This is a genomic window from Anoxybacillus ayderensis, assembly GCF_000833605.1.
In the GTDB taxonomy this organism is placed as follows: Bacteria; Bacillota; Bacilli; order Bacillales; family Anoxybacillaceae; genus Anoxybacillus; species Anoxybacillus ayderensis.
In genome coordinates this window covers 34,566-48,859 of the sequence record NZ_JXTG01000006.1, presented here as the reverse complement: position 1 = coordinate 48,859, position 14,294 = coordinate 34,566, and the positions used below count along the sequence as shown (strand labels likewise).

The window sequence follows — 14,294 nt, the reverse complement described above, 5'->3', positions numbered from 1 at the left end:
TTCCCCTTCTCAAGAGGAAAGATGCCCCTTATATCGTGACTTGTGAAGAGAAGCGTTGCTGCTTTTTGCCTTGCTGATGCATCTTCTCATACTCCATTGGCGACATGTACCCGTTTGCTGAATGAATTCGTTGGGCATTATAAAAACATTCCAGGTATTCGAAAATTCGTTGTTTGGCTTCTTCTCTTGTTGTAAAGGTTTCGTGGAAAATGAGTTCCTTTTTAAGGATGCTGTGAAACAATTCGGCACATGCGTTGTCATAACAGTTTCCTTTTCGGCTCATGCTCGTCTGGATTCCGTATTGCCTCAACATGGCTTGATATTCATTCGATGCATACTGGCTCCCTTGATCCGAATGGTGAATCAGACCAGGTTAAGGATTTCGCTGATGGATGGCCCGGTGGAATGCTTTGATCACTAACTCCTTTGTCATGCGCTCGGAAAGATACCAGCCTACAATTTTACGAGAAAACAAATCCATGATGGATGCTAAATACAGCCAGCCTTCTTTCGTCCAAATATACGTGATATCCGCCACCCATACTTGATTCGGCTCATTGACTTCAAACTGCTGATTCAATAGGTTGGGATACACAGGCCAATGATGCTTCGAGTTCGTGGTTGCCTTATATTTTTTCTTTGTTTTTGAACGAATATCACCATCTTTCATGATTCTAGCGACCGTTTTTTGAGATACCTTAACCCCTTGTTTCTGAAGGATTTTTGTGATTTTTGGACTGCCATACGTTTCTCTTGACTCGATATGAATCTTTTTGATTTGCTTTTTCAATGCTTCCTGTCTTTTCTTTTGTTGACTTTCGGGTCGTTTGGCCCATGCATAGTATCCACTTCTTGAAACGCCTAAGACTTCACACATCTTCGCCACGCGAAACTCTTTTCTATGCGTATGAATGAATGTATAAATTACTTCTGGTTTTTGGCGAAGATGCTCATGGCCTTTTTTAAGATCGCGTTTTCCTCATCCAGATCCCGAATACGTTTTTGAAGTTCATGCTTTTCACGATCTTCCGGCTTGAGGTTTCCACTCCCGACAAAGCTATGCTTAGCACCTTTTTTATAATCTGCGACCCATTTATGAAGCGTTTTTGGCGAAATATCGAGTTGTTTTGCGGTTTGAGCGACCGCCTTTCCTTCCTCAATCACTAATTTTACTGCATGTATTTTGAATTCTTTATCAAAACGTCTTGTCATTATAGACACTCCCTATGATTGATGGATTTACTATACATTTCTCTATTCGTTGTGTCTATAATCTAGACTAACATCAGTGTTCCCAATCTTGTAATCCATATCCCCTATCTTATCAACAACAGATAACGAATGAATAAACCATTCATTCCCTTCTTTAATTACTTCAGACTCACATAAAAAGGTCTCAGAAAATGTACTCCCTCCTTCTACCCCATTGTTCTCCAACATAAACGTGATAATCCCTTTTTGCCCTTTCAAACTTATTTCTTTAACTTGGCAGCCATAAACGTTTGCTTTTACCCGAAGCTTTCTCCTAACATTATCCTCTAACTGGCTTTGAATCTCATCGAGGACACGTTGACGCATCTGATTGGAAAAATAAGCAGTTGATAAATCTTCGTATCCTTTTTCATAATCAAATGACCCTATACTTTCAAATGCAACCTTTATTTTATAAAATAAATCTTTTTCTATTTTTTCTTTAATGTTCCTTATCATAAACTCTTGCGCCTTCTCGCAATCCGACTCTCTATAAATATGAAATGCAGGATAGTGAGTATCCACGAACAAATTAAAACCTAAAGCTTGGGCTCTTATACAAAAGTGCCTATCCTCTCCCCAAAACGAAACATTTTTAATTTCATTGAAATTGACCCCTGCCTGTAACGCCCTTCTGCTGATCAACGTACACGCTCCAAGACCACCAACTTCATATATTCCGGGTTTCCTTAACATTTCTAAAAACTGTTGATGTCTTTCATGTATTTGCTCCTCAGTTAACCTTTCACCCCTTTTGTAATAATACTGACTATATTGATCAAACACCCAAACTTGCGGCAATTCTGGAAAATTCGGTTTCCATCTTGTCCAAAAAATATTGGAGACAATATCTTTTTCTGCTTCAATTAGCTTTTGTAACGTTTCTGGATGCAACACAATATCAGAGTCAATAAGAAAAAGATAGTCAAATTTTTTATCCAGAGCGAATTGAATAATAACATTTTTAAAGTGGGCGACTTTCCAAACTAAATTTTCATTCCAGTAATGGGTACTTTCATCACAAATATAACTCTGGGTGTCTGTACTATTTAGTATATAGGCTGTATTTTTTCTCCTCATAAAATCTGAGAGAATTTTTTTTGCATCTTGACTTTCGTTATCGTCTACAAATAGGTAGTGAACCTCAAGACCTTCTGTATTCATATACTCAAGGGATGTTAAAAATAACTGTAGGATTGATGCCTTTTGATGAATGGGACTACCGATTAGCACCCTCTTTTTCATTTTCATTACCTTCCCATATTTTATTTTTGAATAAAACACTTGTATTGTTCAAACTAATCTCTCTGTTTCAGTAACCATTCGCTGTCCGGATATAATTGTTTCGCTTGTTGAACGATTTTTCTTCTTTCTTCACTCATTCCACATATGCTCATTAGCTCGATCATGTATTTGTACAGACGAAAATCGTGATGACCGAAGCTAATCGCTAATAGACCGTACTGCATCGCTTCCATAATCTCATTTTTCATCGCCAACGCTTCCATCACATTGACAAACGCACCCGCATCCCAATCGTTCATATTATCGACTGAACGATATAGTTGGAGCGCTACATCCATAAATTCATAGCGATGAAGCAAGTGTGCGATTTGAATATGAACAGATGGGGCAAACCGATTTTTCAAAGCAAGAAATTGCTCAAACAGCTCGTACTCTTTTAGCTGAATCGTTCGTTCGAGTAAAAATAAGTAAAACATCGATTCAGGTGCTTGTTCATGCTCATTCAACATAAACAGCAAAAACTCTTTTTCCTTTTGATCGGAAACGAGATGAAGCAATAAGCGAACGACATCCAATTGATTTGTTTTGAATGCCAAAACTAATAAATCGTAAGAGTCTAAACCTCCCGAACGAACATACGTCTGTAAATCGGCCACAGAACTTTTCAATATTTTTTGTAAGGCGTCATCATAAGCATTTTGTAATATATTTACTTTAATTTCAAATCCGCGCTGAATCACATCATCACCTAGCTTTGCAACAAGCGATTTCATCACATTTTCTAAATGTAAAGCCGATGCGATGCGAGCAACTAGCGAGATCGCTAACAAATCGTTCGCCAACTGTTTGCTTTCAATAAATTGGATAATTTCCGTTTCACTATGAACACGAGCAAGCAATTGCAATACGTTGTAAAGCGCTTCGTAACTTTTTCGATTAAACGAAAGTGCACAAGAAAAGTGATATATTGCTTTTTGTAAATTTCCTTTATGTTTGTAAATTTGACCAAGCAACATATGCGGATCATACTCAACGTATTCAAACGTTTTAATGGTGTAAGGATACTTTTCTTTGTTTTCTAGCAAGTATTCGAGCTGCTTTAAAGCATCATCGTAACGATGTTGCAAGTAGTAAATTTCCCCGCGCAAAAACTGAAAGTCGGCTGTTTCGCTATATATATTCTCCACATCAGCAATCACTCGCAAAGCATCATCAAACCGCTGTAAATACTTCAAACATAAAATAATTTGCACAAGGCAATACGAAACCCAACTTAGACGAATATCTTTTTTATGTTGATACGCTTGAATAAATGCTTGCAGCGCTTGTTCGACTTCCCCTTTTGAAAGATGCTCGTTTCCTAAATTAAAATAATCGAAAGCAATGCTCTCCCCTGCCTCCATCTCACGCTCAATCAATTGCGCGTTTCGGTCATGTTTTTTCTTTTCTACCACCACATGCCGCATATAACCTGTATGATAAATCGTTAAAATACCTGTCTTAGCTTCAACATACTTCCCGCTCACATGCCGTAATTGTTCATGAATCGCACGATCGTAGCGCAAATATGGTACATTGCGATAAATGCGCGTGTGGCGATGTTGGAGTACTCGTTCACCGTACGCACCTACAAAGTTGTAAATACTCACGTCATAAGCTTCCACGCTATCATCAGTTTGTTTTAATTGCTGTATCATCTCTTGCAAGTTCGTACGTTCAACATACTCGTCGGCATCTAATACGAGAATCCATTCCCCTGTTGCATGTTGCTGGGCAAAGTTGCGCGCGTCAGCGAAATTATTCGTCCATTCAAAATCATATACTTTATTCGTATATTTCAACGCAATTTCTTTCGTTAAATCGGTTGAACCTGTATCGACAATAACAATTTCATCCACAACGCCATATACAGAGTCTAAACAACGTTGTAACACTTTTTCTTCATTCTTTACGATCATACATAACGATAAAAACGGCTTCATCGCTCTCTTCCTTCTTTCTTCATTTATGTATTCATCTACTGTTTATATCGGATAAAAAGGTGAAGATGTGAAGAGGAGGAGGAAAAAAGTATTGTCCATTTCCCTAATCTCAAATTTATACATTCAATTAGCTAGCGCCCAGCTTACATAATTCTCCGATATTTGAAAAGTCCAATAATGTTATTGCTTAATTAATATATTTGTATTAAAATAGGAACAAATGTTCTTATAGAGAGGGGAATAAGCATATGGAAATACTTCAACAATTATCTATTGAGGCGTTAAGCATGATTAGTGGAAAATTACTAGGGGATGCAAATATCAGTATAGAAAAAAATCGCCATCCACGATTTCGCTTCGCTCATTGTGCTAGCGATAAAGCATGGTGTTTTTATTGTTACGAACAATTAAACAAATATCTTCCTCTTTCAAAACCGAGATATCGAAAAATCCTAGACAATCGCATCAAAAACGGTTTTACTGAGCAATATTATACCCAATCGTTTAAATCAAGAGTGGTCTTTCAACTAAAAGAGTTATGGTATCCAAATGATCGCAAAACCATTCCATTTGAATTTTTAACATATTTATTTACACCTATTTGTTTAGCGTGGTGGTATCAGGATGATGGACACTTAAAAATCGAAAATAATCAAGTAAAAAAAGTTATTTTATCAACAGATGGATTTACAAAAGCTGAAAACGAAACATTAATTCAGCTAATAAGACGAAAATACAGCCTAAACTTTTCTTTAGACAAACAAAACAGACTTACTCTTTACGATAAACCGCAAATTTTTTATTTTATACGCTTAGTTAAACCATATGTGCACGAAAGTATGAAACGGAAAACCACTATTCCTTCCATTTCAAAAGAATTTACCAAAAAACGGACAACTATCTATTTACCAAACGTACTCCATATCACTCGACCTACTAAAGATATTCACGCAATGTTAGAACAACTTCCTGTTTTACACAACAAGTTATCGAATGAACATACGTACAAAAAATTGTTTGCAGAAAAATTCCCGGTATTGAAAATAAACAAAGCAACAGCCAAACCTTATCAAATTGAACTAACCAAAAAACATATGGAACAAATCCATGCTTGTAGGGAAACAACAGGTTTAACAGTCAGTCAAGTCGTGCATCTATGCGCTATTCATAGCACATAAAAAGAGACCTTAGCAAACCTAAGGCCTCTTTTTGATTCATTAGCGGAGCAATTGTAATACTCCTTGTGGTTGTTGGTTGGCTTGCCATGCCTCAACGTCTTTCGATCGTTGTGTAGACTATCTCTTCACCTTTCTAGCCGTTTGGCTAGCGAAGGGCTGGGCACTTCGGGAAATTCCCTACGGACTTCATCACCATAGCACTCGCCTTAGGTGGTATGTCCTAGTCGTTGAACCTTCTCCAGAGTTTCCTCACAGGAGCTTGGCTGCTGATTACCCATTGTAGCATCTTTCCTTTTTTCACGCCGTCACGCTTGCCGTTTCCAGCTTCGTTGTGGCAAGGAAAGCTTTAGGGCTTCCCAGCAATTCACCCAGTTATCCTCTTAGCCGTTTCCAGCTAAGACGCCCTTCCAATCAAATTACCGAAGTAACTGCAAAACTCCTTGTAGCATTTGATTGGATTGAGCCAACATTGCTTGTGCTGCTTGAGAGAGGATGTTGTTCTTAGTGAACTCCATCATTTCTTTCGCCATCGTGCGAACATTTGCTTTCGCAAATGACTAGACTATATCTTCACCCTCAGCTTTACCTGTTAGGGGCCGGGCACTTCGGATTCACCATGTCTCCCTTCATGGCTTCACCTACGGGTTTCATCGCCATAGCTCTCGCCTTAGGCGGTATACCCTAGTCGTTGAACCTTCTCCAGACTTTCGTCACAGGAGCTTGGCTGCTGGTTGCCCAATCCTTTGACTTTTCAAGCCATCACGCTTGCCGTTTCCAGCTTCGTTGTGGCGCCAAAGGCTCTAAGGGGTTTCCAGCAATTCACCCGGTCATACTCCTAACCGTTTCCAGTTAGGACGACTGTGCTTGTCACCGCTTATGCGGCTAAAGCATAATCGACGTCGCGAATACGAGACTCAGCTGCTGTTAAGTTTTCTGCAGAAGTAGACAAGTTGTTAATTGTGTACTCTAAGCGGTTTTGCAATGCACCAAGCTTAGAGCGCTCTTGTGATACTGCGTTAATTGCGCTGTCAATTTTAGAGATCGATTGGCTAGCTAGAGAGTTGTCCGCAACAGAGATGTTTGTTCCATCCAACGTTAATGCGGCAGAGCTCATTGTTGAGATTTGCAAGTTAATAATTTGTCCATCATTCGCTCCTACTTGGAACGTCGCATTTAAGGAACCGTCAAGCAAGTTCTTTGTGTTAAATTGTGTCGTCGTTGAAATACGGTCAATTTCAGAAATTAATTGGTTTAACTCTTTTTGAATTTGCTCGCGGTCAATCGTTGTATTTGTGTCGTTACCACCTTGTACCGCTAACTCGCGCATACGCTGAAGAATCGCGTGCGTTTCGTTTAACGCACCCTCAGCTGTTTGGATTAATGAAATCGCGTCTTGTGAGTTTTTCGCTGCCATTTCTAACCCGCGAATTTGTCCACGCATTTTCTCAGAGATCGCCAAACCTGCTGCGTCGTCGCCTGCACGGTTAATGCGAAGACCTGAAGACAATTTCTCCATATTTTTCGATGCATTTAACGTGCCCATTGTCAACTGACGATGCGTATTTAACGCCGCGATGTTGTGGTTAATTCTCATTTTATATTCCTCCTTGAATTTGTTTTCCCACATCCGTGTGGTTTAGCTAGCAAGAATGAAGTCGGCCGCCCTTCTTTCTTGCTCTCATGTTTATTATCGGCTCGTTTTTTCAAAGTTTAATAGGGTGATGAAAAAAATTTTATACTTTAATGTCCAGAAATTGCGAGAACGGTGATGGCTGCTGGATTTCTTTAATGACGCGCGCTGGGTCGTCTTTATGTTTATTGATGATCTCATTTAATGCTTGTTCGGCGATTTGTTTATTGTCCTGAACGATGCGCGCGATGACGCCAGGAACGTGAACGCCGCCGATGCTAACGCTCATTTTCTTCCCCTCCTTTCTTTAGCTGGTCGGATAGTTGTTGAAGCGAAGTGGCGGAGGCGAGAGATGCCGCGCTGTTTTCTTGTTGAATAGCGAGATATACTTCTTTCCGATGCACATCGATATGTTTCGGTGCATGGATGCCAAGCTTCACTTGTTCGCCATCGATGGCGAGAACGACGACTTCGATATCGTCGCCGATGTGGATCGCTTCTTTTATTTTGCGCGTTAATACAAGCATCGTTCTCGCCTCCTTATTTTGCTTCAACCATTTCTGGAAACAAGCGATGTTTCGTTTTATACGGTGTATTTGTTAAAATAACTTGCTTGCCGATTCGTTCGTGAACGTTAATGACGACGGGAGCTTGTAAGTTCGCGGTCGTATTTGTAAATGGCTCGGCGACCGTTAAAATGACGTATAGCGCCACGTCGTTTTCTGCTTGAATGTTTAATTGTTCGCACGTCGTATCATCGAGTTCGACTTCGTACGTTGGAAAATAAGAAAACGGCTCGATCATGACGAAAGCAACGTCTTTATTTTTTACCGACTGTAAAATCGTAAAAGGTGAGTCATGGATTGGCAGCAAGACAAACTGCTTTTCATGTTCAAAACCCGGTAGCCCGTTTTCAAATGAAACGATTGCCATGTCAGACAACTCGATCGTTCCGTGGTATTTCGTTTCGATGTTCATATTCATCCCTCATTTATACGCTCACATCGATGCGCAAGCTGTTGTGACGCGCTAAATCGATATGCACGACGTTCGGTTTATAGTCGATTTGTACAGGGCGCGGTTCGATATGAATGCGCGCTCCTAACGTTTGCCAATTCATCTCGATGCGCCCTTGTTCAAAGCCGATTTTTACGCTAAATGGGCGTGGAACTAGCCCGACGTTATAGTCGAAAGGTGGGCGCTCGCTATTCGTCTGCGCTTGCATCGCAAGCACGTCGCCGCCTTGTTCAATGCGCATTAATTCATCGCCTTGTATCGCTGTCGTTTCTAAATACGATAACCAAGCCGCATACCCTTCTTGCGCTGCTTCTTCTATGCGGCGGAAGATGTGCTTTAAATCGACGTCCGCACGCGCTTCCGTCTGGTCGATCGTTACGCGCGGAGGCGTCGCTTTCATCTCGACTTGTGGTTGCGGCTGCTCAAGCGACATGTCCGCTTGTGGCTGACGCATATGCATATATCCGCGTTCAATCGTAATCGACAGTTGCGGAAACACCGCTTGCATCGTCAGTTGCGGGATTCTCAACATTCATCATCCCCTTAACGTAAGAAATCAACGAGCGTCGGCTGAATGATGCGTGCCCCGACAGAGAGCGCGGCGCGATGCACACTTTCTTGCGACTTTAATTCTGTAATAATTTTTTCAATGTCCGCATCTTCGTTATCTGAAATCATTCGTTTGGCGATCAGCTGTTGTTCAGATAGGCGCTGCTCGACAAGTTCTAAACGGTTGACGCGCGCTCCTAACTCTGCCCGTTCGGCAAGGACGTCGTTTATATGTCCGTCTAATTGAGAAAGCAAATTGTCTAAACTCCCTGTTGGATTCGCTAATTCGTTTTCAATTTGCTGCAACGTATCGAACAATCCTTGGTTAAATACGTTGTTAGGCGTGACGTTAATTTTTAATTTAACTCCTTTTGCTACTTCAACCGTAAAATCGTCGTTGTTGTTATTAACTGTTGGCGGAGCACCGTCTGTCACAGGCGCTTGTTCAATGTTTGTCCCGTTAAAAATATATTTCCCTGCTACTTTCGTGTTAGCGACTTGAACTAAATCTTTTTTCAACTGCTCAATTTCTCGCGCAATCGCTTGACGGTCTTCTTGACCGAGCGTGCCGTTTTTCGCTTGTACGACAAGCTCACGAGCACGTTGCAAGACGTTTGTCGTATGACTAAGCGCCGATTCCGAATTTTCCATCCACGTATACGCTTCGGAAAGGTTGCGTTGAAACTGCTCGATTTCCGTTAAACTTGTACGATAATGCATTCCTTTCATCGCCACGACAGGATCTTCTGATGGACGATGAATTTTTTTCCCTGTCGCTAGCTGTTGCTGATACGTGCCAAGCTTATCGTAGCTTTTGCTGACGTTGCGCAGCGTATTATTCGCTAGCATCATTTGCGTGACGCGCATATGTTACTCACCTACCTTCCGACAAGACCCATGTTATTAATGATTTTGTCCAACATTTGGTCGATCATCGTAATCATGCGAGCAGAGGCGTTATAAGCATGCTGGAATTTCATCATATTCATCATTTCTTCATCGAGCGATACGGAGCTGACCGCCATGCGCCGTTCGTCAACTGATTGGCGAAGCGTTTCGCTATTTTGCGATAACCGTTTCGCTTCTTGGGCATTGACTGCCATTTGACCGATTAAGCTTTCGTAAAAGTTTTGGATCGTTGTTGTGTTTCCTGCGATATTCATCATTCCATTTTTTACTTCGGCTAACGCTTGCGCATTGCTTCCGTCACCAATTTGTCCTGATGCTGATGCGGCAATATTGTCAAGTGAATCTTTAATGATTTGTGCGATATCTAACGTTCCAGCTGGATCAGCTGGGTCATAGGTGAAAAATGGCTTAGTGGATGGAGAAGTCGCATTATTTTTTATTTCCGCCACACTCCATCCATTAGAATGCACCGTATTAAACTGATCAGCAAATGCTTTTGCCATGGCATTTAAATCTCCTAGCATTTCGGGATATAACCCTCTCGTCGTTGTACCTCCGTCTTCGCTGTAACCATAAGAATAAAGAAGAGCTCCTACTTTTCCGTTTTCTTTTAAGCGCTCAAATGTTGAAAATGATGCATCGCCAAGAGAAAAGCTAACAATTGGCCCCGTCTTAGCTACGTTATCTTGATATGTCACTTGAAATTCATTGACTTTCCCAAGTCGTCCATCAACAAGCGTGCCGATGACTGTGCTACCAGTTCGATCCACTAACTCTACCGTAAAACGTCCTTCCGCAATTTTTAATGCACTTCCGCCACTTGGCACAGGAGTTACTTTAACGTTCACATATTGCGACAACTCATCTAACAGCCGATTTCGTTCATCATATAAATCGTTCGGCAAATAACCATGCACTTCGACTTCGCTAATTTGTTTGTTTAAGTCATTTAACTGACGCGCCAATGAATTTACAGCTTTCACTGTTACGTCAAGCTCATTTTTTATATCATCACGAATCGACTTTAACGAGCTTGATAAGTAATGAAACGTTTCAGCGACCGCCATGCCGCGCTGACGGACGACGGAGCGCGCACCTGAGTTTGACGGATTGACGGCTAAATCTTGAAGCGACTGCCAAAAACGGTCAAGCGTCTTCGCAAGCCCTTCGTCTGACGGCTCGTTCATAATTTCTTCCATTTTATACAACGCTTCTGCGCGCGTATTCCAATAGCCGTATTTCATATTTTCGCCACGATATTGGACGTCTAAAAATTCTTCGCGCATTCGTTGCACGGTGCCGCCTTCCACACCTGTTCCCATTTGCCCTGGCACGACAGGACGGTTTTTCGACGCAAACGGATATGGCGGCGTTTGTTCAAAGTTTACCCGTTGGCGCGAGTAACCTGGCGTGTTGGCGTTTGCGATATTATGCCCCGTAACGTATAGCGCTTGTTGTTGGGCGGTCATCCCGCGCCGTACCGTTTCTAATCCATGAAATGTTGAAAGCACAAAAAAACCCCCTTACGTTTTTGCTTCAAACGACGACCGTGGCGGCAATTCATCCGTTCGCTTCGGGTCATACGTCACATCTTGTTCGTTCGGTATCATGAGATCAAGGGTAAAATGAATGAACTGAAGCGACTGTTGCAATAGTTGCATATTGAGCTCGTTTTGCTCTTTCAACCGTGCGATTGTTTCGCTTAAATCGCTTGCTAAGTGGAGAAGCTTTGTACGTTCCGTTTCTTCCAACTGTTCTGCGTAACAACGAACCGTTCGCTCTTCTTCAGGTAAATGTGAAAGAAGGCTCATTCGTTCGCTCTCGAGCTGGCGAATGGCCATGACATATTTTTGTTCTTTCGCCATCATTTGTTGCAACGCATGAATGTCGCCTTTTTTAATCGCTTCTGTTTTTTGTTGTGCCAGCTGCAACAGTCCACGGTGAAATGTCAGCAGCTTTTCCATAAGATCGATCATGTTCATTCGCTCCGTCATCGTTTATAATAGCGCAACACGCTTTCCGCAATGGCACGCGCATCGATCGCATACGTCCCTGCTTGCACTTCTGCTTTTAACCGCTCCATTTTTTCTAACCGTTCCGAAGAAAATTTCGCCGCTTCTTGCAATTCTTTCGCCGCGCTTGAAATTTCGACTTGATCTGTTTTTTTCGTCGCTTTTGTTGGTTTTTCAACGCGCGACGTCCGTTCATACGGATTGACGCTCATCGGCTGAATACGATTAATTTTCATCATCCCACCTCGCTTTTCCCGTTCTTCTTTCCTTATGATTATTATCGGCTAAAAGAAAAAAATGTTTAGTCGTCTCTCTCTGTAAAATATGTCGTTTGACGCTTCGCTTGTTTTTGTCGTTCCTCTTCTCGTTGAATTTTCGTCATTTCTTTCTGGATACCACCAATGCACTTTGAACATAGTCGCCCTTCACGTATCGTTGCTCCACACTTTTCGCACGGATAACCGAGGTTCGGAAAATGAACGAGCTGCAGGCGTCCTTTTTTAATCCATTTAACAATTAACGCTTCTTCTACTCCTGTGGCATCCACTACTTGTGGCATCGTTGCTGTTCGATTTTCCCGTTTTCGAATAAATGCGTACACTTTTTCAAACAATTTTTCTTCTTCTTTATAACATGCCTCGCACACATCTCGAAATTGCGTCTTCACAAACAAACTTCCACATTTTGGACAGTTATCTAACATGCTTTCCCCTCCCTTATGTGTAAATATTAATAATCAATCCTTGAATTTCACCGACGAGTCCAAGCAAATCAAGTCCCTTTTTTTCTTTTTCCAACACCGCATTTGTCAGCTCGACTAACTTTTGATCGACTTCTTTCACAAGCTTATAAATTTTCGTCCGTCCCCCGCGACTAAATCCGCGCTGTTCCTCGAGCTGCAAACTATTTTTCACTGCATCGTCTAAAAATTGCTTCACAAGCTTTTTATATTTTTTTAAATCTTCTACCGTTTGCGACTCAGCTAACCTTTTCCCTTGCGCTTCAATTTCTTGCGCCATCGTTTGAAAACGTTCAAATAACACGTCGCTTTTTTTCTTATGCATCACTTCCGTAAACGACACCGATTCCATCGGCGCATCGTCTTTTTTTTCGACACGATTCAACGACGCCCGCGATACTTTTTGCACTTCCATCATCGTTCACACCTTTTTTCTTTTTATTATGCCACACGTACAAAAAAAGGGCGAGGTCGCATCGACCTACCCTTTTACCCGTTAGCTTTTTAACAATTGCAAAATTCCTTGCGGCAGCTGGTTCGATTGCGCAAGCATCGCCTGTGCAGATTGGTTTAAAATGTTATTTTTCGTGAAGTTTGTCATCTCCATCGCCATATCTGTATCGCGAATACGCGACTCAGCAGACGTTAAGTTCTCATGCGCTGTTTTTAAGTTGTTGATCGTATGTTCAAAACGGTTTTGGTAAGCACCAAGTTTCCCACGTTCTACAGAAACCGTCTTAATCGCTTCGTCAATCGTTGTAATGGCACTTGGATTCGCTGTAGAAACATCTATACCATCAACACCTAATGTTCCTGCTGTCATATCTTCTATAGTTATCTCTACTTCTTCTCCCTCATTTGCACCAATTTGGAATTTAACATTGGCAAAATTACCATCTAGCAACTTAGTGCCATTAAACGTTGTGTTCTCCGCGATTCGATCAATTTCTTCAATTAACTGATCAATTTCATTTTGAATATGTTCGCGATCATCATCCGTATTCGTCCCATTCGCCGCTTGTACCGCTAACTCACGCATGCGTTGCAAAATACTATGAATAGAGCCGAGCGCCCCCTCCGCTGTTTGAATAAGCGAAATGGCATCTAATGCGTTGCGTTCTGCAACTTCTAATCCGCGAATTTGCGAGCGCATTTTTTCGGAAATGGCTAAACCTGCTGCATCGTCTGCTGCGCGGTTAATGCGTAAACCAGAGGAAAGTTTTTCTAAGTTTTTCGCTGTATTCGATTGGTTGACCGCTAAGTTACGATAAGCGTTTAATGCTTGAATGTTATGGTTGATTCTCATTTTTTTCTCTCCTTTACTCTGTCATAATAAATTGTTCATATGTCGCCGCTTTTTTTGCCACAACGTTTGTTGTCGGTTGTTTTTTTAGTGCCTCGTTCCATGCTGTCGCAATGTCTTTGGCGATCGTTAACACTTCTTGCATCATGGCTACGTCTTTTTTCATATTGGCATCAATAAGACGCTCGGCCATATAGTTGTATAGCGCATCTAATTGATGAGCGATAATGCCTGCGTCATAATTTAACCCAACACCTAGTCGTTGTAAAATATCGTTTGCTTTTTGCAATAGTTTGTTGGCATAAGAGTAGTCGCCTTTTTTTGTGCTTGCGATCGCTTCTTCTACACTTTCAATTAACCCTTCATAAAGTAGCGCTGTTAATTGTTGCGGCGTTTTTTTATACACCGCTTCTTCTGTTAAAAATTCCACGCGCTCACTCTCCTTTTATCGTTCACCTACTTTATTTATCGTCACGATT

16 protein-coding genes and 2 pseudogenes are annotated in these 14,294 nt (G+C 41.5%); 1 reads left to right on the top strand and 17 read right to left on the bottom strand.

Annotation, left to right across the window (positions count from 1 at the left end):
* Positions 1-28 precede the first annotated feature (28 nt).
* The 3 genes and pseudogenes from JV16_RS07495 to JV16_RS07480 all read right to left on the bottom strand — a co-directional run bounded on the left by JV16_RS07495 (position 29) and on the right by JV16_RS07480 (position 4,478).
* Positions 29-1,212, bottom strand: a pseudogene (locus JV16_RS07495) (IS3 family transposase).
* Positions 1,213-1,254: 42 nt separating this feature from the next.
* The gene (locus tag JV16_RS15850; RefSeq protein ID WP_209428837.1) at positions 1,255-2,496 is read right to left on the bottom strand and encodes a glycosyltransferase family 2 protein; all 1,242 of its coding nucleotides are present in this window, start codon (positions 2,494-2,496) and stop codon (positions 1,255-1,257) included.
* 53 nt (positions 2,497-2,549) lie between these two features.
* Entirely contained in the window at positions 2,550-4,478 is a 1,929-nt protein-coding gene (locus JV16_RS07480) for a glycosyltransferase (protein ID WP_021095728.1), read from the bottom strand.
* Positions 4,479-4,726: 248 nt separating this feature from the next.
* Between JV16_RS07480 and JV16_RS07475 the strand changes: the two genes are divergently transcribed.
* Positions 4,727-5,656, top strand: coding sequence for an LAGLIDADG family DNA endonuclease (locus JV16_RS07475; RefSeq protein WP_021095727.1), 930 nt, complete (start codon positions 4,727-4,729; stop codon positions 5,654-5,656).
* A gap of 416 nt (positions 5,657-6,072) precedes the next feature.
* Here the strand turns inward: JV16_RS07475 and JV16_RS15845 are convergent.
* The 14 genes and pseudogenes from JV16_RS15845 to fliS all read right to left on the bottom strand — a co-directional run.
* A pseudogene (locus JV16_RS15845) lies at positions 6,073-6,186 on the bottom strand (flagellin); the annotation flags it as partial.
* A 344-nt stretch (positions 6,187-6,530) separates the two neighbouring features.
* Entirely contained in the window at positions 6,531-7,250 is a 720-nt protein-coding gene (locus JV16_RS07470) for a flagellin N-terminal helical domain-containing protein (RefSeq protein WP_021095726.1), read from the bottom strand.
* A gap of 139 nt (positions 7,251-7,389) precedes the next feature.
* A complete protein-coding gene (locus JV16_RS07465; RefSeq protein WP_021095725.1) occupies positions 7,390-7,575 on the bottom strand; it encodes a hypothetical protein in 186 nt (61 codons plus the stop codon).
* Positions 7,565-7,813, bottom strand: a complete 249-nt coding sequence (gene csrA, locus JV16_RS07460; protein ID WP_042535020.1) for a carbon storage regulator CsrA — start codon at positions 7,811-7,813, stop codon at positions 7,565-7,567. The genes JV16_RS07465 and csrA overlap by 11 nt, the downstream gene beginning before the upstream one ends.
* A gap of 13 nt (positions 7,814-7,826) precedes the next feature.
* Complete coding sequence (gene fliW, locus JV16_RS07455) at positions 7,827-8,264, bottom strand: flagellar assembly protein FliW (protein ID WP_042535018.1); 438 nt, start codon at positions 8,262-8,264, stop codon at positions 7,827-7,829.
* Between the two features lie 13 nt (positions 8,265-8,277).
* Positions 8,278-8,835 (bottom strand): DUF6470 family protein, encoded by a 558-nt coding sequence (locus JV16_RS07450; protein WP_209428836.1) that lies wholly within the window; start codon positions 8,833-8,835, stop codon positions 8,278-8,280.
* Positions 8,836-8,846: 11 nt separating this feature from the next.
* On the bottom strand, positions 8,847-9,719 hold the full coding sequence (gene flgL, locus JV16_RS07445; RefSeq protein ID WP_042535017.1) for a flagellar hook-associated protein FlgL: 873 nt from the start codon (positions 9,717-9,719) through the stop codon (positions 8,847-8,849).
* Positions 9,720-9,730: 11 nt separating this feature from the next.
* Positions 9,731-11,272 (bottom strand): flagellar hook-associated protein FlgK, encoded by a 1,542-nt coding sequence (gene flgK / locus JV16_RS07440; RefSeq protein ID WP_042535015.1) that lies wholly within the window; start codon positions 11,270-11,272, stop codon positions 9,731-9,733.
* 12 nt (positions 11,273-11,284) lie between these two features.
* Entirely contained in the window at positions 11,285-11,743 is a 459-nt protein-coding gene (locus JV16_RS07435; RefSeq protein WP_244463801.1) for a flagellar protein FlgN, read from the bottom strand.
* Positions 11,744-11,751: 8 nt separating this feature from the next.
* Positions 11,752-12,012: a flagellar biosynthesis anti-sigma factor FlgM gene (gene flgM / locus JV16_RS07430; protein WP_235045452.1), complete on the bottom strand. Its 261-nt coding sequence runs from the start codon at positions 12,010-12,012 to the stop codon at positions 11,752-11,754.
* Between the two features lie 62 nt (positions 12,013-12,074).
* Positions 12,075-12,476: a TIGR03826 family flagellar region protein gene (locus JV16_RS07425; RefSeq protein ID WP_021095717.1), complete on the bottom strand. Its 402-nt coding sequence runs from the start codon at positions 12,474-12,476 to the stop codon at positions 12,075-12,077.
* 13 nt (positions 12,477-12,489) lie between these two features.
* A complete protein-coding gene (locus JV16_RS07420) occupies positions 12,490-12,927 on the bottom strand; it encodes a YaaR family protein (RefSeq protein ID WP_035063520.1) in 438 nt (145 codons plus the stop codon).
* An 81-nt stretch (positions 12,928-13,008) separates the two neighbouring features.
* Positions 13,009-13,818 carry a flagellin N-terminal helical domain-containing protein gene (locus tag JV16_RS07415; protein ID WP_021095715.1) on the bottom strand — a complete coding sequence of 270 codons (810 nt, stop codon included), beginning with the start codon at positions 13,816-13,818 and terminating at the stop codon, positions 13,009-13,011.
* A gap of 13 nt (positions 13,819-13,831) precedes the next feature.
* On the bottom strand, positions 13,832-14,245 hold the full coding sequence (gene fliS, locus JV16_RS07410) for a flagellar export chaperone FliS (protein WP_021095714.1): 414 nt from the start codon (positions 14,243-14,245) through the stop codon (positions 13,832-13,834).
* Positions 14,246-14,294: the final 49 nt, after the last annotated feature.

Bases quoted from the DNA above. Each gene is read 5' to 3' on its own strand.
- JV16_RS15850 (WP_209428837.1), bottom strand. From the start codon at position 2,496: ATGAAAAAGAGGGTGCTAATCGGTAGTCCCATTCATCAAAAGGCATCA.
- csrA (WP_042535020.1), bottom strand. From the start codon at position 7,813: ATGCTTGTATTAACGCGCAAAATAAAAGAAGCGATCCACATCGGCGAC.
- JV16_RS07470 (WP_021095726.1), bottom strand. From the start codon at position 7,250: ATGAGAATTAACCACAACATCGCGGCGTTAAATACGCATCGTCAGTTG.
- JV16_RS07435 (WP_244463801.1), bottom strand. From the start codon at position 11,743: ATGAACATGATCGATCTTATGGAAAAGCTGCTGACATTTCACCGTGGA.
- JV16_RS07465 (WP_021095725.1), bottom strand. From the start codon at position 7,575: ATGAGCGTTAGCATCGGCGGCGTTCACGTTCCTGGCGTCATCGCGCGC.
- JV16_RS07475 (WP_021095727.1), top strand. From the start codon at position 4,727: ATGGAAATACTTCAACAATTATCTATTGAGGCGTTAAGCATGATTAGT.
- JV16_RS07450 (WP_209428836.1), bottom strand. From the start codon at position 8,835: ATGTTGAGAATCCCGCAACTGACGATGCAAGCGGTGTTTCCGCAACTG.
- flgM (WP_235045452.1), bottom strand. From the start codon at position 12,012: ATGATGAAAATTAATCGTATTCAGCCGATGAGCGTCAATCCGTATGAA.
- JV16_RS07415 (WP_021095715.1), bottom strand. From the start codon at position 13,818: ATGAGAATCAACCATAACATTCAAGCATTAAACGCTTATCGTAACTTA.
- flgL (WP_042535017.1), bottom strand. From the start codon at position 9,719: ATGCGCGTCACGCAAATGATGCTAGCGAATAATACGCTGCGCAACGTC.
- JV16_RS07480 (WP_021095728.1), bottom strand. From the start codon at position 4,478: ATGAAGCCGTTTTTATCGTTATGTATGATCGTAAAGAATGAAGAAAAA.
- JV16_RS07420 (WP_035063520.1), bottom strand. From the start codon at position 12,927: ATGGAAGTGCAAAAAGTATCGCGGGCGTCGTTGAATCGTGTCGAAAAA.
- fliW (WP_042535018.1), bottom strand. From the start codon at position 8,264: ATGAACATCGAAACGAAATACCACGGAACGATCGAGTTGTCTGACATG.
- JV16_RS07425 (WP_021095717.1), bottom strand. From the start codon at position 12,476: ATGTTAGATAACTGTCCAAAATGTGGAAGTTTGTTTGTGAAGACGCAA.